We start from the raw sequence: 16,274 nt of genomic DNA on the forward strand, positions 1-16,274 counted from the left end.
CCCCGCCCGACGCCGGCCGGTCCGGACGTGCCTGGCGGCTCAAGCAGTCCGCACTCGCCGCGGCCACACCCCTGATCGCGTGCCTGCCGGCCCTGGCCGGGGGTTGACCTGCGTGACCAAGCCCTCGATGGTCGGCGGCGGACGCAGGAGGTTCGGTCAGCGGCGCAGTGCCGACAGCAGTCCCTCGCACGCCGTCGCCGCCCGCTCGGCCGCCGTCGAGCAGATGCGGCAGTGCTCCCGGTGTGCCGCATGCCGTCCGCACTGGTCACGGGCGTCGCGGCAGGCGATGAGGCAGGCATCGAGCTGCGCCGTGATCAACGGACGCTGGGCGTCGTCCCCGCGCAGCAACAGCCGCGACGTGGTGCCGGCCACGTCCGCACAGTCCAGATTCTGGGTGATCGCCTCGCGCAGGGAGTCCGCGTCCTTGTCGGCGAGCATGCCCGCCGCGCAGGCGCTGCTCGACTGCTCGCAGACGGTCAGTTCGGTCACGGCACGGGCGAGGACTTCGCTGTCGATCCTCGATGGCGGCCGAGCGCGCTTCCGTCGACCCTGACGGTGTCCACGATCGCCCGCATCGCCCGGACGGGCGCTGTCCCCGGGCGTCGTTCCCTCAGGAGGAGGCGCCGTGCAGGCGCAGGTACGCGCCCAGCCGCTCGATCGCCGAGGGGTTGCGCGGGCTCTCGACGAGGTCGGCGTAGTCCAGGGTGTAGATCCGCTTGTGCTTGATCGCGGAGACGTTGCGCAGGGGCGGGTAGGACAGCAGGAACTTCTTCTTCTCTTCGGCGCTCGTCGTCCCGTAGTCGTTGATGACGATGACGTCCGGATCGCGCTTCACGACCGTTTCCCAACCGACCGTCGTCCACGAGTCCTTGAGGTCGTGAACGATGTTGACGCCCCCTGCCTCGCTGATGATCTGCTCGGGCGCGGCGTAGCGGCCCGAGGTGAAGGGCTGGTCCTGGCCGCTGTCGTAGAGGAAGACCGACGGCCGGTCCGCCCTCTTGGGAGCCTTGGCGCGGACCGCGGCGACCGTGGCCTTGTACTGCTTGATCAGCTTCTGCGCGCGGTCCTCGACGCCGAAGATCCGGCCGAGGTTGTCCAGGTCCGTGTAGAGCGCGTCGAGGGGCGGCATGATGCCGCGCGAGGTGTCGGTGCGGGCGTTGCGGCAGGACTCGGTGAGCAGGTACGTGTCGATGCCGTCCTTGTGCAGCTCGTCCGGTGTCAGCGTGTTCTCGTTGAATCCGTAGTTCCAGCCGGCGAAGACGAGGTCGGCGCGTGCCGAGAGCGCGATCTCCTTGGTGACGCGGTCCTTGGAGAGCCACTTCACCTCGTCGTACGCGTCCTTGTACGGGAGGCCTTCGGTGGTGCCCTTGTCCGCGGGCATGACATATCCCGCCATGCGGTCCTCGAGGCCGAGCGCGAACATGAGCTCGGTGATGCCGACGTCGTTGGTCACCACGCGGTCCGGGCGCTTTTCGTACGTGACCTTCTTGCCGCAGTTGGTGACGCTCACCGCCTTCGGTCTCGCGGACTTGTCGTCCTTCGCGATCTGCGCGCCGCAGCCGGTGAGGCTGAGCGTGAGGGCGGTGGCGAGGCCGAGGGAGACGGAGGAGAGCAACGTGCGCACGGGGAAACCTTTCAGAGGAGGCGTCAGGGAGTCAGGAAGCCAGTGGATCGAAGAGGAACTGCAGGGTGCCGGTTCCGGGGTGGCGCACGCGGTGTGCCCGCACGCCGAACACCTCGGCGAGCAGTGCGGGTGTCAGGACCTCGTCCGGGTGGCCGGAGGCGACGACCCGGCCGGCCTGCAGGACGTGCAGGCGGTCGCAGTGGGCGGCGGCGAGGTTGAGGTCGTGCAGGGCCGCCAGCACGGTCGGCCCGCTCGCGCGGACCTGGCGCAGCACGTCCAACTGGTGGGCGATGTCGAGGTGGTTGGTGGGCTCGTCCAGGACGAGAACGCGCGGCTCCTGCGCGAGCGCGCGTGCGATGAGCACGCGCTGCTTCTCGCCGCCGGAGAGCGACAGGAAGCCGCGCGCGGCGAGGTGTGCCACCCCGGCCCGTTCCAGGGCGTGCTCGCAGATCGCCCGGTCGCGTGCGGCGGACCGGTCGCGGTGGGGCAGTCGCGCCATCGCGACGACCTCGGTGACCGTGAAGTCGAACTCCGTGGACGACTCCTGCGGCAGCGCGGCGAGCATCCGTGCGGCGGCCCGGGGCGTCATGCCGTGCACGTCCTCGCCCCCCACCCTGACGACGCCCGCGTCGGGGCGGCGCGCCCGGTAGGCGCACCGCAGCAGCGTCGACTTGCCGCTGCCGTTGGGGCCGACCAGCCCCACGAAGGTTCCGGCAGGCGCGTCGAGGGTGACCTCGTCGACGAGCCGTGCGCCCGCCACCTCGACCGAAACGTCCTCGACATCGAGTCGCACGTCGTGTCCTCCAGAGCAAGCTTCAGTACGGGTGGTCAGTGGGGGAGTCGGTACGGGTAAAGGACGGCGAACTCAGCGGCCGGAGAGCGCGTGACCACCGCGCCGCATGAGCATCAGGAACGCGGGCACGCCGAGGGCGGCCGTCACCGCGCCGACGGGCAGTTCGGTCGGGGCGAGCAGCACGCGGGACAGCACGTCCGCCCAGACGAGCAGGACCGCCCCGGCGAGCGGCGCGACCGCGAGCACCCGTGCGTGGGAGGCGCCGACGAGGATCCGTACGAGATGCGGAACCATCAGCCCGACGAAGCCGATCGCCCCGCTCACGGCGACGACCGTGCCGGTGACGGCGGCGGTCACGACGAACAGTTCACGCCGCAGCCGGTCGGGCGGCACACCCAGCGCCGCCGCGGTCTCGTCCCCCATCGAGAGCGCGTCGAGGGCCCCTGCCCGCACCCTGAGCCACAGCCAGCCCGCCAGCACGGTCGCGGCGGCCAGCGGAATCTTCGGCCAGGTCGCCCCGCCCAGGCTGCCGAGCAGCCACATCATCGCCGAGCGGGCCGCCTCGCCCCGCTCGGCACCGAAGACCATGACGGTGGTGACCGCCTGGAAGCCGTAGGCGAGTGCCGTGCCGGTCAGGACGAGCCGCAGCGGGCTCAGCCCGAGCGGCGAGCGGGCCACCGCGTAGACCACGAGGGTCGCGGCGAGTGCCGACAGGAAGGCAGAGAAGGAGAGAGCCCACACGCCGAATCCGGCGAGCGCGCCGAAGAGGATGACCGCGTTGGCGCCCACGGCGGCGCCGGAGGAGATGCCGAGCACGAACGGATCGGCCAGGGCGTTGCGCACCAGCGCCTGCACCGCGACGCCGACCGCGGTGAGCCCCGCACCGACCACGGCCGCGAGCACGACGCGAGGAAAGCGGATCTCCCACACGATGGTGTAGGCGCCCACGTCGTCGGTGCCGAGACTCCCGCCGCTGATGCCCGCCCACATGAGCCGCAGTACCCGCTCCCAGCTGACGCCCGTCGCCCCGAGCGCGACTCCGCACGCCAGCGAAACGCCGAGTACGCAGATGAGCCCGACGATCAGCGGGGCCGTGGGTATACGTCCGCGGGCGGCGTCGGCGGACGCGGAGGGGGTGGCGGGAGCGGCGGTGCGGGACAAGGCGGGCGCACATCCTCCGGGTCGGCGCCGGCGGCGCGACACACAGGGCACCAGAGGAGCCCGGAGGTTCTGGCGGTCCTGTTCGCAGTCCACGGCGAACGGTTGACACATCGACACGCCTGCCGCGGGTGACCGGACTCGCACGGCCTGACCAGGCCGCGCACACCGTTGCGGGACAGCGCCGGAGTCTCACCGGCTTCCCCCACGAGAGGCCTCCGCACAGTAGCAAGCGGAGGTGAGGGGTGACGCCCGGGTGGGGCTTTGCCTGCATTGCCCTACTGCTGCCGAGTTACTGGAGGCCCAATGCGCCGACGATGTCGTCCGGCGGACAAGGGGACGTCAGGGGGCAGGGCAGCGCGACAGTTACGCTCACGGTTGTCCTAACGGAGTTTCGCGGATACAAACACGAGCAACGCCAACCGCAGCGTCCGTCTGAGCTTCCTCGGCCAGTGAGTTGCTTTGGTGCGACTGTAGAGGGATCCTCCGGCCGTACCAACTGAGTAGCCCCAGTGGATGCCGGGTGAGCGTGTCACATCTGATAGGAGATTCTTCGTCTGCTGGCGGCACAGCAGCTGCACCCATGTTGACCAGGCGAAACGGTAGTTGGTGCGGCCCCCGGTCGGGGGCCGGTCCGGAAATGGTCCGGATCTTGTGTTCTCGGATACCGGATATCCGTGGCGACCAGCACGTTGGCGCTGCTCGCCACATTCGTTTGTGCAGAAGTTGTTCGTTGCCCGTTGCTGACGGCGGAGCGGTCCGAGCCGGGGGAGAAGGTCATCCGCTTCGCCCGCAACGCCGACCTGATCATGGAGTGCGTCCCAGGCCGCGCCACGGTCTGAGAAAGCCGCTCCCCAGACGCTTGGGTGGCACTGGCGTCCGAGTATTTGCCGTCCTTTAGGTGCGGTTTGGACGTAATCTGCAGTCGGGTCTGCCGCAGTAACCTCCGTGTCGCGGCAGACCCGACTTTTTCCAGCGGTGGCCGAGGGTCGAGCAGCCGGATGGATGTCGGCCCCTGTATCCATCCGTACGCCATGAGGGGACCGACACCGGCGCGGTTGGGCTGGCCGAACTCGCGCACTATCCGATCGTCCTGACGCTCCACCGTCTTTGGGGTCGCGGGCAGCACGGGACCATGCGCCTCACGATCGGTACCAGGCTGTGACCCACCGGCAGATGCGGGCAGCCGGCCGATAGAACCTCAGTTGTGGTGGCCGTTCCGGCGCGGGCGGCGTGACCAGTACAGGGCTCCGGCGCCGCCGGCCATGAGGGCGGCCGCGATGCCGCCGATGACGAGGGTGGCGGTGCGGTCGGCTCCGGTGTGGGCCAGTTCCGGCCCGCTGGGGCTGGGGCTGGGAAGTGGTGCCTGCGAGGTCGGAGGTGACGTCGGTGTAGGGGTGGGAGTCGTAGGCGGAGCTGTGGTGGGGCTCGGTGTGGGGGTGTCGGTGGGAGACGGCGTTGGTGTCGGGGTGGGACTGTCCGTGGGAGTTGGGGTGGGACTGTCCGTGGGCGTCGGGGTCGGGGTGTCCGTCGGCGTAGGTGTGGGTGATGCGTCGTCGCAGTCCACGTTGCCGTCGAAGGGGTGGTAGTGGATCTCTCCGGCGTTGACGGGGGTTCCGCCGGTGGCTGCGGTGGAGCCCTGGACGAGGGATTTGACGATGACGTCGCCCTCGATGTTGGAGGGGTCGAGGTCGATCAGCTCGGCTGATGGGGCGTAGATGGTTCCTTCGATCTGGTCCCCGTCGGGGTTGGTGATGCGGGTGGCGTCGGGGAAGTCCCACAGGATGTGGTTCTGCGAGGAGCCGACGCCGGCCATGGTGGGGGTGTGCCAGGTGAAGTTCCCTGCCTCGGCGGTGGTGTCGACCACGATGACGAACGGTGCGTCGGCGGTGGGCTGGTTGAGGAGTGTGAACGTGGAGATGTTGTTGAGCATGGCGCCGGTCAGGTGCAGGACGTTGGTCCTGCCGGGATCCAGCTGGACCTTGATCTGTGAGTTGGGCGGGATCGTGGACTGATCGGGCAGCGGGTTGCCGTTCCCGTCGAGCAGGGTGACGTTGTTGGCGCAGCTCGCCATCTGTGTGGCCCGGTCGCGGTAGGTGCCGAACAGGCCTGGGAAGTCCATGAGGCTGGACGGCCCGACCGCTGTGGCAGGCTCTTGTGTGCTCAGTTCGATGCGGGGGGTTCCGTCGTAGGCCGTGGATGGCGCCGTCACGTGGGTGTTGACCGAGGCGCCGTTCTGGTCCTGGTTGCGGACCTGGCTGCCCGTCAGGTCACCGATCTTGAGGTAGCCGTTCTGCAGGACCTTCAGTACTCCGGTGGGGCTGCTGTTGCCGTAGTCGATACGGCCGCCCACGAGGAGCGCGGTGGGGCGTGCGTCGCCGGGCGCGGTGTAGGTTCCGGCCGTGTTGAGCGAGACGTTGTAGCCGGCCCCAAAACTGAGATTCCCGCCGACCGCGACCGGCCCTTCCGACTCGGTGCTGCCCAGGTAGGCGTCGTTCTCGGTGACCACACCGAAACCGTTGTTGCCCGCGACGGGGTTGCCGATGGAGACCGCCGCCCGGACGGCGGCAGCTGGCTGGTCCGCGGCAGCAGCTGCCACGGACAGGGCTGTGCAGGCGGCGCACCCAGCCGCCATCAATGCACCTTTTGTCTTGTTGCTCATGGTGTGACGATATGGATGGCGACAGTATGGGCGTGGGGGCCACGCCGCTGCGCTAGCCCATGCGTGGACCCCGGTTCGAATACGCCCCCCAAGGGCTGTCCGCCGAGGGGCGGTGTGTCGCCTGCGACTCGGTGAGGCTGAGTCGGCGTGAGCCCCACCGGTCTGATCTGTGTGGCAGTTGCATTTCGCGGCGGATCGCTTCCTCCGGGCGATCCGCTCAGTAGCCGCGCTGACCTTGCGCCGGCGCTGCGGCGCGGCACGGTTCGCTGGGGGGGACTGGGATTGGCTCTTGCTGCGTGCCCGCCCCGCGCCGGTCAGTGGTGTCGCGGAGTCCTCGCGACCAGTGACACTGGGCCAACTCGCGGCGCGGGCCCGGCGGGGGCAAGCCCGCCCCGGTTGCCGCTATCACTCGCTCCGTGGACGACCTGGTCAAAGCCCTCGGTGCGGGCAGCGGGATCTCCAAGTCCGAGGTCTCGCGGATCTGCGGCGAACTCGACCAGGAACTCCTCGCGTTCAAGGAACGGCTGCTGGATCACACCGTGTTGCCCTACGTCTTCCTGGGCGCGACCTACTGCAAGGCGCGGGCGAATCACCGGATCGCCTCGCAGGCGGTGGTCATCGCGACCGGGATCTCCGCCAGCGGGCACCGCGAGATTCTCGGCCTGATGGTCGGCGACAGCGAGTCGAAGCCGGTCTGGACGAAGTTCCTGCGCAGCCTGCGCGCCCGTGGCCTGGACCACGTCCAGCTCGTGATCTCCGATTCGCACAGCGGTCTGGTGGCCGCGATCCGCACCGTGTTCCGCGGCTCGGCCTGGCAGCGCTGCCGGGTCCACTTCGGTCGAGACGTCTTCTCGGTGATCGAAAAGGGGTCCGCGGAGATGGTCGCCGCGACCATCCGCACGATCTTCGCGCAGACCACCGCCGAGCAGGTCCGCACCCAGCTGGATGTCGTGGCGGACATGCTCGGACGACAGTTCCCACAGGTCAAGACGATGCTCCTGGACGCTGCACCCGACATCACCGCATTCGCCGACTTCCCGCCGGCGCACTGGAAGAAGATCTGGTCCACGAACCCGCTGGAACGGCTGAACCGAGAGATCAAACGACGGGCCGACGTCGTCCAGGTCTTCCCCGATCCCGCCGCTCTGGACCGGCTCGCCGCCGCGGTCCTGGCCGAACTCCACGACGAGTGGCAGGTCTTCGACCGCCGTTACCTCTCCGAAGGGTCCATGGCCCAGCTCTTCACCGACCAGCCCACCCCACAGCAGAAGATGACCGCACAAGCGGAGCCGAACCAGCTCGACTGACTACACCACTTCGCGGGACACCATCCATCACGCTCCTGCCCGCACCAAGGAGAAGTCCCCGGTGCGGCTGATCGGTGACGGCTCCACTTCCTTCACGGGAGCCCAGTCACACCAGCCGTCCGCTCCCGAGCCCCTCGAGCCCGGCCAGACGCCACCGCAGTTCGTCATCTTCTCCTGGGACGGCGCGGGAGAGGTCGGCAACGGCCTCTTCCCCCGCTTTTTCGACCTGGCCCGCGAGCACGGCGCTCACATGACGTTCTTCCTCTCCGGGCTCTACCTGCTTCCCGAATCCCACAAGCGCCTCTACCAGCCGCCCAACAACCCCGTGGGCGCCCATGAATAGCGAAATCCGTCGAATCGTCTTCTAGCGGTGCGGATTTCGTAGTGGTCGGACGAGGCTGCGACGGCCCAGGTCGCACTGCCCCGCAGGCGGCGCCCCTGTCGCGGCGCCGGGGGAGGGGGCGCGTCGCGGTGGTGTGGGTGGCGGCCGGCGGCGAGGAATGACGCATATGTGCGATAAATTTCCGCTGAGATTGATGGAAGTGGTGTCCGGACCGGGCTCTTCCCGTGCCCTGACGACGCGTTCGAACGGAGGGAAGCAATGCCCGGAGCCGATTCGGTCGCACACCGTGGAAGGCGCCTCGCGTGGCCGTGGTTCCTGGTCGTGGTGGTGGCCTACCTCGCGGTCCTCAAGGGGGCCGGAGCAATCGTGGGCGTGGACACCGGTGCGTCGGACAGTCGGTTCCCGACGGCGGAGTCGGTGGTGCTCAGCGGGCTGATCCCCATCGGCCTGTCGGTCCTGTTCGCCGCGGCCGTCGTGACCTGGCTGGGCTGGTGGGGCCAGATCGTCCGCTATCGGGTGCCCGTCCGGGCGTGGGTGTGGTGCGTGCCGCTGTCCATGACGGCCGCGGCGATCCTGGGCATGAACTACCCGAACCTCGTCGCCCAGAAGGCGTCGCTCGTCCTGGCCCTGCTCGCCATGGCGGCGTGCGTCGGCGCCGCCGAGGAACTCATGTTCCGCGGTATCGGTGTACAGGTCTTCAAGCGGTCCGGTCTGAGTGAGGGCAGGACCGCTCTCTACTCGTCACTGGTGTTCGGCCTGGTTCACCTCAGCAACGCGTTCGGTGAGGGTTCGCAGGCAGTCCTCCAGGCGGTGATCGTCTCGACGTCGGGCTACTTCTTCTATCTCTGCCTGCGGGCCGGCGGCACCCTCCTGCTTCCCGTCGCCGTCCACGCACTGTGGGACTTCGGCCTCATCTCGAACTCCGTCGGCGAGGACCCGAAGTCGTATCCCGGCGTGATGCTCCCGATCCTGCTCCAGGTCGCGTTGATCGTTCTGCTGATCGTGAGGCGCCGCACGATCGAACCCGCGACGGCCCTCACGCTTCGGTGAGCGTCTCCCCGGTCGCGGGGCCGGCGAGTCCCGCGACCATCCGGGCGTACGCCTCACCTGCTCGTTCGTCGAGTTCCGTCAGGGGGATCCCGGTGTCCCGGGCGTACGCCTCGCGGAAGATCGCGTAGCCCATCTGTGCCGCGGCCGTCATCACGTGGGCGGCGACGGCGTCCGCGTCCGGCGGCAGCGCGCCGGTGTTCAGGTCCCGCTCCAGGCTCTTGCGGGTCTGTTCGAAACGCGGGAGCGGGCTGAAGTCGGTGTCGCCGTCCAGGGCCAGCAGGGTTTCGAGGCGGACCACTTCGGGTTCCTCGACGCGGTAGTGGAACATCGCTTGGCGGCGTTCGGGGAACGGCCGCTCCCAGTGGCCGTCGCCCTCCGCGACCCGGCGCTCGACCAAGTCCGAGGCGGCGGCCCGCAGCAGGGCCTGCCGGGTGCCGAAGTACTGGTAGATCTGGCCGTGGTTGACGCCCGCCTCCGCTGCCACCTCGCGGAGGCTGATCCCGGCGAGGACGCCGTCGCGGTCGAGCAGCCGACGCGCGGCGGCCAGCAGATCGGCCTCCGTCTCCTGGCGGCTGCGCCTGATCCTGCGCGCCTTGCCCGGTTCGCTCATGCCTCGCTGCTCCTCGTTCTCGGCCGTGTTTCTTCTCGGTTCCGACCCTTGCCGTGCCGGAGGGACCAGCTTAGAGTCCCGCTAGTAACGTTTCGTTAATAACAGATCGTGAATTGAGTGTGTACCCATGACGGCACTCCCACTCGCGGGTATCCGGGTCCTCGACCTCTCCACCGTCCTCGCCGCACCGGTCACCGCCACCTTCCTCGGCGACTTCGGCGCCGAGGTCGTCAAGGTGGAGGAGCCCGGCCGCGGCGACTTCACCCGCGGCACGACCCCCGGAGCCCGCTCCGCCTACTGGGCCCAGGAGGCCCGCAACAAGAAGTCGGTCACCCTCGACCTGCGCACCGAACAGGGGCAGCGGATCGTGCGCGACCTCGTCCCGAAGTTCGACGTGGTCGTCACCAACTACCGCCCGCCGACGCTGCGTTCCTGGGGGCTCGACCCGGACCGGCTCAGCGAGCTCGCCCCCGACACCGTCCTCGTCTACGTCACGGGCTACGGCCTCACCGGCCCCTACAGCGACCGCGGCTCCTTCGACCGGATCGCCAGCGCCTTCGCGGGACTCACCTACGTGACCGGGGACGACGACCGCGACCCGGTGCGCAGCGGGTACTCGACGATCGACTACATGGCCGCCTACCTCGGCGCGTTCGCCGTGGTCACCGCCCTCTACCACCGCGACACCGCGGGCGGCGGCGGACAGGTCGTCGATCTCGCCCTGTACGAGGCCGGGTTCCGCGCCTCCGAGGACGCGCTCGCCGCCTACGCGACGACCGGCCGGGTCCGCGAACGGGCGGGCAACCGCAACCCGCAGATCGTGCCCGCCAGCGACTTCACCACCGCCGACGGCCGCCGCGTCTCGGTCCACGCGGGCACCGACGCGCTGTTCCGCCGCCTCAGCCGGCTCATGGGACGGCCCGAGCTGGCCGACAGCGAGGAGTACGCGACCCGCGCGGCCCGCGCCCGGCACGCGGAAGCCCTGTACGCACTCATCGGCGAGTGGGCCGCCACGTACACCGCCGACGACCTCAGCAAGCTCCTCAACGAGTCGGACATCCCGTCCTCTCCGCTGATGAGCATCGCCGACATCGCCGCCGACCCGCACTACCGCGAGCGCGGCACTCTGGTGCATGTCCACGACGCCGAGTTCGGCGACCTGCCCATGCCCGCACCGCTGCCCCGGCTGTCCAAGACGCCTGGCAGCGTCCGCTCCACCGGGCCCGCACTCGGCGAGCACAACACCGAGGTCTACTCCGGTCTCCTCGGCCTGAGCGAGGACCAGCTCGCCGCCCTGGAGGCCGACGGGGTCATCTGACCCCTGGCTCCGCGCGCTCCTCTTCCCCGCTGTCACCGGCCGGTCCCGCAGATCCGGCCGCGTGCAGCGTCCTGTCACCGCTTCCGGGAGGTCGTCACCCATGGCCGCACCACGCGATCCCTTCGCACTGGGGGACCGGCTCGACCGGCTCCCGCTCAGTTCGTTCCACCGCAGGCTCGTCTTCGCGCTCGCCGGGATGATCCTGTTCGAGTGGGTGGAGGTCAACGCCTTCGCGTTCGTCGCGCCCACGTTGCGCGAACAGTGGGGCATACCGCTGTCCACGGTGGCTCTGATCGCGGGCGTCAGCCAGCTCGGGGCGTTCGGCGGCGGCGTGCTGGGCGGATATCTGGCCGACCGGCTCGGCCGTCGGCGCACGATGCTCGTCAGCGTCGCCGTGTACTGCGCGGGCAGCGCTCTGTGCGTGGTCGTGCAGGCTCCCTGGCAGCTGATGGCGGCCCGCTTCGTCGCGCATCTGGGCGCCCAGTCCATGGCCGTCATCGCGATCGTCACGCTCAGCGAGTTCGTCCCCGCGGCGGCACGCGGGCGGTTGCAGACGTGGAAGGTCGCCGTCGGCGCGCTGGGCATCCCGATCGCCGCGTGGACCGGCTACCTCGTCGTCCCGCACTGGACGTGGGGCTGGCGGCTCGTCCTCGGACTCGGCCTGTTCGGCGTGGTGTTCGCCTGTCTTGTGCACCGCTGGGTTCCGGAGAGCCCGCGCTGGCTGCTGAGCCGGGGCGAGGGGGAGCGGGCGGAGGAGATCGTGCGCTCCATCGAACGGAGCTGCGGAGTCCCGTCCCCGTCCCCGTCCCCGGACGCGACGGCCGGTGCGCAGGCCGAGTCCCGTGCGGCCCCTGCCGACGGGGGCGAGCGCCAGGACACCTCTCCCGCCTCCCGTGTCCGCTTCGCGGAGCTGCTGGCACCACCGAACCGCCGCCGGTTCGCCGTGGTCGCCACCATGTGGGTCGCCGGGCTGTTCGCCTACTCCGCCTTCAACACCTGGACCCCGACCTTCCTCTCGGAATCCGGCCTCGACCTGGACGACACGCTGCTGCTGTCCGCCTGCGTCGCCAGCGCCGCGCCCCTCGGGGCCGTCCTCGCCGTACCGCTCATCGACCGCTGGGACCGGCGCCGCACCCAACTCGTCCTCGGCTGCCTGACCGCGGTCACCCTGCTGCTGTTCGGCATGGTCCACTCACCGGTCGCCGTCCTGGTGCTCGGTGCCCTGACCAGTCTGTTGTTCCAGACATCGGTTCCGTTCCTCCAGGTGTACTCCGCCGAGGTCTTCCCCACCCGGGTACGAGCTCTGGGGTCGGGCACCTCCAACGCCCTGTCGCGCATCGTCAACTTCGGCGCGCCGACCCTGGTCGCGGCGGTCTACAGCGGAATCGGCTACGCCGCGGTCTTCGCCATGCTGGCGCTCCTCGGCCTGGTCGGCGGCTGCGTCGCCGTCCTCTTCGGCCCCCGCACCACCGGCGTCAGCCTGGAGGCCGCAGCGGAGGCCACCCGCACCCCGAACGCCTCAGAGCAGAACCTCAAGGAAGACGCCCTATCGTGACCGACCTGACCTACGCGAGCGCCACCGAACTCGTCGCGCTCGTCAAAGACGGCTCCCTGTCCCCGCGCGAGCTGACCGACCACACCCTGGAGCGCATCGCGGCCGTCGACCCGGCGCTGACTCCGTCGTCGCACTCGATCCCGGACGCGCTCGCGCCGAGGCCGACGCCCTGGGCGAGCGGCTGGCCCGGGGCGAGGAGGTCGGCCCGCTCGCCGGGCTGCCCGTCCTCGTCAAGGACTTGGAGGACGCCGCCGGATTCCCCACCAGTCGCGGCACCAGCGGCTTCCGCGACGCCCCGCCCGCCGCCCGAGACTCCGTGCACGTCGCCCGGCTGCGCGCCGCCGGAGCCTTGATCATCGGCAAGACGAACACCCCGCCGGTCGGTGCCGCCATCCACACGGCCAACGACGCGTTCGGCATCACCCGCAACCCCTGGAACCCCGAGCGCTCGCCCGGCGGATCCAGCGGCGGCGCGGCGGCGGCCGTCGCCGCCGGCCTCGTGGCCCTCGGCACGGCGAGCGACGGCGGCGGCTCCACTCGCATCCCCGCGGCGCTCTGCGGCCTTCCCGGACTCAAGCCGAGCCGCGGACGCATCCCGCAGGGACCGCTCCGCAGGCCGAACTGGCCGCAGAACTCGTGCCCCTCCGGCATGGCGCGCACAGTCCGCGACACCGCCCTGCACCTGGACGTCACGGCCGGCCACCACCCCTGCGACCCGTTCTCGCTGCCCGCGACCACCGGCTCGTACCTGACCGCACTCGACACACCGCTGCCCGCTCTGCGCGTCGGCGTCCTCACCACACTGGGCGTGGCCAGGCCACGCCCCGAGATGCTCGACGCATTGGAAAGGGTGGCGGCGCTGTTGCGCGGCGAAGGCCACGCGGTGCGCGAGGAAGACGCCGCCCTCCCGGACGCCGAGAGCTACCCGCGCCCGTTCCAGCTGCGGCAGAAGCTCCTCGCGTACAACCGCTACCTCGGCCTCGTCGACGAACTCGCCGCCCGGCGCGACGACTTCGAACCGTGGTTCGCGCGACTCCTCGACGACGGCAGCAAGCTCACGCCCGAGGAGGCCGCCGCGCACTGGGCGCACCGCTCCCGGCTCGACCAGTGGACGGCGGACCTCTTCACCCGCTACGACCTGCTGCTCCTGCCGACCGTGCCGACCACCGCCTGGCCGGCCGAAGGCCCCGACACCCTGAAAGCCGTACGGGAAGGCACGCTGCCGATCGCCTTCACCTCGGTCTTCAACGACACCGGGCACCCGGCCATGAGCGTTCCCGCGGGTCTCGCACCCGACGGCCTGCCCTGCTCCGTCCAACTCGTCGCCCCGCACCACCGGGAGGACCGGCTGCTGGCGGCGGCCCGGCTCGTCGAGGAAGCGGAAGGACCGCTGCGGCCGCCGCCGGTGGTCATCGGGGGATGAGCGACCGGGGACGGAGCCGATGGCGGCGCCGCAGAGGCCTTCCGAAGCGGCGGTGACGTGGCCATGGCAGGGCTCGGCGCATGACCGTGCCCCGCCATGGAAAGACTCCGGGCAGACGGTGGACATGTTATGGGCGACGGGCTCTCCGCTCACCTGTACCCACCGTCGGCCTTCCTGCCCCGGGAGTGGTGATGTCCGAGACAGAGGTCTCCGTCCGGGAGGCGTGCAACAGCGACTGGCCCCTCATCTGGCTCTTCTGGCGCCGCATCGTCGCCTCCGGCGAGAGCTACATGTGGGCCCCCGGCACCAGCGAGACCGAGGCCCGTGCGCTGTGGATGCTGCCCCCGCCGGCCCGCGTCTACGTCGCCGAGACTCCCGGCGACGGCGTGGTGGCCAGCGCCATCCTGGAACCGAACCAGCCCGGTCTCGGATCCCATGTGTCACACGGACAGTTCATGGTGGACCCCGGTTCCTGGAACGGCGGCATCGGCCGCCGTATCGCCGACCACGTCGTGGACCAGGCCCGCGCCCTCGGCTACCGGTCGATGCAGTTCAACGCCGTCGTCGCCACCAACGAGCGCGCCCTCGCCCTGTGGCACGACATCGGTATGCGAACGCTCACACGGGTCCCCGGAGCCTTCCATCATCCCGAGCACGGTTACGTGGACACGTACGTCATGTTCATGCACCTGTGAGCACCGTGGCCGCAATCAGTCGCCGGTACACGTTCCGAAGTCGCTCCAGCCCGGCTTGTAGCGCTGGGGCCAGTGCGGCACGTCGTAGGCGTTGTCACCGTCCTGTTGGCCGGTGCGTGCGCGGCGGCGGTCGAATGTCACGTCGTAGCGGGCTACTTGGCCGTCTCCGGCGGTGCGGAAGACGGCCAGGTCTGCGCGTCCGTCGTGATCCGCGTCGGAGGCCCTCAACCCCCAGACGAACAGGTCGTCGTCGAAAGCGATGCGGGTACGGGAGGCCCCCTTGAGGTCCGCGCCGAGCGGCCCGAAACGGATTTCCTGGACCCGCCCGGCACTCGCCGCGGGATCGTCGGTCGTGTCCCTCCGTCCGGCGGCGACAGCCATGTCCAGGTGCCCGTCGCCGTCGAAGTCGGCGAAGGTCGAGGCGGCGGCGAGCCCGGAGCCGTTCGGGGCGACCAGGGCACCTGGCCTAACGGTCTTCCCGCCGCCGAACGCGACGCGGGTACGGCTGCTGTCGCGGCCGGGGTCGGTCACGACGTCAGCGCGGCCGTCGCCGTCCACGTCCGCGTGCAGCACGGTTCCCCGCTCGCCCGCGCACGGCTTCTTCACGGCGGCCGCGTACGCGTCGGACCCCTCCGCACCGCCGGTACCACCGCAGCCGCAGAGCAGCATCGACGACGCCATCACCGTCAAGAGGCTCGCACGTACGCCCCCGATACGTGTCCGTTGCATGTTCGCTCCCGATTCCCATGCCGCTGCGCTGATCATGCTGTCAGGTGGACGACGCCTGCCCACCCGCAGGGGTGCTCATGCGCCGGCCTGCGGTCGGCGAGAGCGCCACCGAACGGGTGGCAGGGTGCGGCCGGAAGCGTGAACGTGCCCGCTCCGGAGCATGAGGCGCGGCGGAGCGAGGAGACGGAGGGGTGTCAGCCTCTGTCCGACCGAAGGAGTTCCGCCATGACGCGTACGACCGCCACCCTGCTCGCCGCGACCGGCCTCGCCGTCTCCGCCGGATTCGCCGGCGCGGCACCGGCGAGCGCCCAGGAGTATCCGGAAGGCCCCTTCGCCGTCGTCTCGGTGCCCGAACCCACCCAGTGCGTCGCCGCTCTGCGCGTGGACAACTCTGGCGCGCATACCCAGCAGTTGCCCGGCACGGAGAACTGCGCGCCGACGGACCCGAACCACAAGTGGACCTACGACGCCGCCACCCAGCAGCTCCGGAACGTGGGGCGCAACGAGTGCGTGTGGAACCGCACCCTGCCCGACGGGACGCACCGGGTCGTCTTCCGCGGCTGCAAGGACGCGGCGCTGGTGCAGGACAACCAGAAGTGGACGGCGACCGACGACAAGCACATCGAGTCGGCTGTCGGCGGGTGCATGGTGCTGGAGCCGAAAGCATCGGTGATCGCCGTCGAGGACTGCGCGGACGACGACGCGCAGCAGGACACGAGCCTGGTGCCGGTGCGTTGAGCTTCCCGGTGTGGCCGTGAGCCACACGGTGGATCGACCGGTCCGTCGCCCGGCGGGGAGGCGGACCGCGGCGCTCGTTTGACGCTCCGGGCTTCCTGCTGCCACGCAGTGAGCTCAAGGAGAGACTCTCACCTGGTGCTTTGCGCTTTCGGGGCAGAGTGCATCCTTTCGGTGACGCAGATCGTGGAGCACGCCACCAGGCAGCCTGGAGTTGCTTTTGACGGAGTTTGGCGGACACCAACGTTGATAACAGCAACCATCACGTTCGG

At 70.1% G+C, this 16,274-nt stretch carries 14 protein-coding genes, 2 pseudogenes and 1 riboswitch; of the genes and pseudogenes, 9 read left to right on the forward strand and 7 right to left on the reverse strand.

The window, feature by feature from the left end; all coding sequences use genetic code 11:
- Positions 1 to 156: 156 nt before the first annotated feature.
- The 4 genes from ACIA8D_RS27600 to ACIA8D_RS27615 form a co-directional block, all read right to left on the reverse strand.
- On the reverse strand, positions 157 to 489 hold the full coding sequence (locus tag ACIA8D_RS27600; protein ID WP_399236392.1) for a hypothetical protein: 333 nt from the start codon (positions 487 to 489) through the stop codon (positions 157 to 159).
- A 121-nt stretch (positions 490 to 610) separates the two neighbouring features.
- The gene (locus tag ACIA8D_RS27605; RefSeq protein WP_399236394.1) at positions 611 to 1,624 is read right to left on the reverse strand and encodes an ABC transporter substrate-binding protein; all 1,014 of its coding nucleotides are present in this window, start codon (positions 1,622 to 1,624) and stop codon (positions 611 to 613) included.
- Between the two features lie 31 nt (positions 1,625 to 1,655).
- Positions 1,656 to 2,417, reverse strand: a complete 762-nt coding sequence (locus ACIA8D_RS27610) for an ABC transporter ATP-binding protein (RefSeq protein WP_399236396.1) — start codon at positions 2,415 to 2,417, stop codon at positions 1,656 to 1,658.
- Positions 2,418 to 2,489: 72 nt separating this feature from the next.
- Positions 2,490 to 3,578: a FecCD family ABC transporter permease gene (locus ACIA8D_RS27615; protein WP_399236397.1), complete on the reverse strand. Its 1,089-nt coding sequence runs from the start codon at positions 3,576 to 3,578 to the stop codon at positions 2,490 to 2,492.
- Between the two features lie 105 nt (positions 3,579 to 3,683).
- Positions 3,684 to 3,818: riboswitch (cobalamin riboswitch) on the reverse strand.
- Between the two features lie 434 nt (positions 3,819 to 4,252).
- On the opposite strand from ACIA8D_RS27615, the gene ACIA8D_RS27620 reads away from it, so the two are divergent.
- Positions 4,253 to 4,417 carry a hypothetical protein gene (locus ACIA8D_RS27620; protein ID WP_399236399.1) on the forward strand — a complete coding sequence of 55 codons (165 nt, stop codon included), beginning with the start codon at positions 4,253 to 4,255 and terminating at the stop codon, positions 4,415 to 4,417.
- 359 nt (positions 4,418 to 4,776) lie between these two features.
- Here the strand turns inward: ACIA8D_RS27620 and ACIA8D_RS27625 are convergent, their stop codons facing one another.
- Positions 4,777 to 6,237 (reverse strand): collagen-binding domain-containing protein, encoded by a 1,461-nt coding sequence (locus ACIA8D_RS27625; protein ID WP_399236401.1) that lies wholly within the window; start codon positions 6,235 to 6,237, stop codon positions 4,777 to 4,779.
- 407 nt (positions 6,238 to 6,644) lie between these two features.
- Here ACIA8D_RS27625 and ACIA8D_RS27630 point away from each other — a divergent pair.
- The 3 genes and pseudogenes from ACIA8D_RS27630 to ACIA8D_RS27640 form a co-directional block, all read left to right on the forward strand.
- Positions 6,645 to 7,544, forward strand: a pseudogene (locus ACIA8D_RS27630) (IS256 family transposase); the annotation flags it as partial.
- A gap of 58 nt (positions 7,545 to 7,602) precedes the next feature.
- Positions 7,603 to 7,884: pseudogene (locus tag ACIA8D_RS27635) on the forward strand (hypothetical protein); the annotation flags it as partial.
- Positions 7,885 to 8,145: 261 nt separating this feature from the next.
- The gene (locus tag ACIA8D_RS27640) at positions 8,146 to 8,937 is read left to right on the forward strand and encodes a CPBP family intramembrane glutamic endopeptidase (RefSeq protein WP_399236403.1); all 792 of its coding nucleotides are present in this window, start codon (positions 8,146 to 8,148) and stop codon (positions 8,935 to 8,937) included.
- Here the strand turns inward: ACIA8D_RS27640 and ACIA8D_RS27645 are convergent.
- Positions 8,924 to 9,547, reverse strand: a complete 624-nt coding sequence (locus tag ACIA8D_RS27645; RefSeq protein ID WP_399236405.1) for a TetR/AcrR family transcriptional regulator — start codon at positions 9,545 to 9,547, stop codon at positions 8,924 to 8,926. The two genes, ACIA8D_RS27640 and ACIA8D_RS27645, sit on opposite strands and share 14 nt — an antisense overlap.
- Before the next feature lie 127 nt (positions 9,548 to 9,674).
- Here ACIA8D_RS27645 and ACIA8D_RS27650 point away from each other — a divergent pair, with 127 nt between their 5' ends.
- From ACIA8D_RS27650 to ACIA8D_RS27665, 4 genes are all read left to right on the forward strand, one after another.
- Positions 9,675 to 10,865, forward strand: coding sequence for a CaiB/BaiF CoA transferase family protein (locus tag ACIA8D_RS27650; protein WP_399236406.1), 1,191 nt, complete (start codon positions 9,675 to 9,677; stop codon positions 10,863 to 10,865).
- Between the two features lie 100 nt (positions 10,866 to 10,965).
- Entirely contained in the window at positions 10,966 to 12,420 is a 1,455-nt protein-coding gene (locus tag ACIA8D_RS27655; RefSeq protein WP_399236408.1) for an MFS transporter, read from the forward strand.
- Positions 12,421 to 12,589: 169 nt separating this feature from the next.
- Positions 12,590 to 13,843, forward strand: a complete 1,254-nt coding sequence (locus ACIA8D_RS27660; RefSeq protein WP_399236559.1) for an amidase — start codon at positions 12,590 to 12,592, stop codon at positions 13,841 to 13,843.
- A 191-nt stretch (positions 13,844 to 14,034) separates the two neighbouring features.
- Positions 14,035 to 14,538 (forward strand): GNAT family N-acetyltransferase, encoded by a 504-nt coding sequence (locus tag ACIA8D_RS27665; RefSeq protein WP_399236410.1) that lies wholly within the window; start codon positions 14,035 to 14,037, stop codon positions 14,536 to 14,538.
- A gap of 15 nt (positions 14,539 to 14,553) precedes the next feature.
- Here ACIA8D_RS27665 and ACIA8D_RS27670 read toward each other — a convergent pair whose 3' ends face one another.
- Positions 14,554 to 15,267: an FG-GAP repeat domain-containing protein gene (locus tag ACIA8D_RS27670; RefSeq protein WP_399236412.1), complete on the reverse strand. Its 714-nt coding sequence runs from the start codon at positions 15,265 to 15,267 to the stop codon at positions 14,554 to 14,556.
- 225 nt (positions 15,268 to 15,492) lie between these two features.
- Here ACIA8D_RS27670 and ACIA8D_RS27675 point away from each other — a divergent pair, with 225 nt between their 5' ends.
- On the forward strand, positions 15,493 to 16,005 hold the full coding sequence (locus ACIA8D_RS27675) for a hypothetical protein (RefSeq protein WP_399236414.1): 513 nt from the start codon (positions 15,493 to 15,495) through the stop codon (positions 16,003 to 16,005).
- Positions 16,006 to 16,274: the final 269 nt, after the last annotated feature.

Source organism: Streptomyces sp. NPDC051684 (assembly GCF_044453445.1).
Classification (GTDB): Bacteria; Actinomycetota; Actinomycetes; order Streptomycetales; family Streptomycetaceae; genus Streptomyces.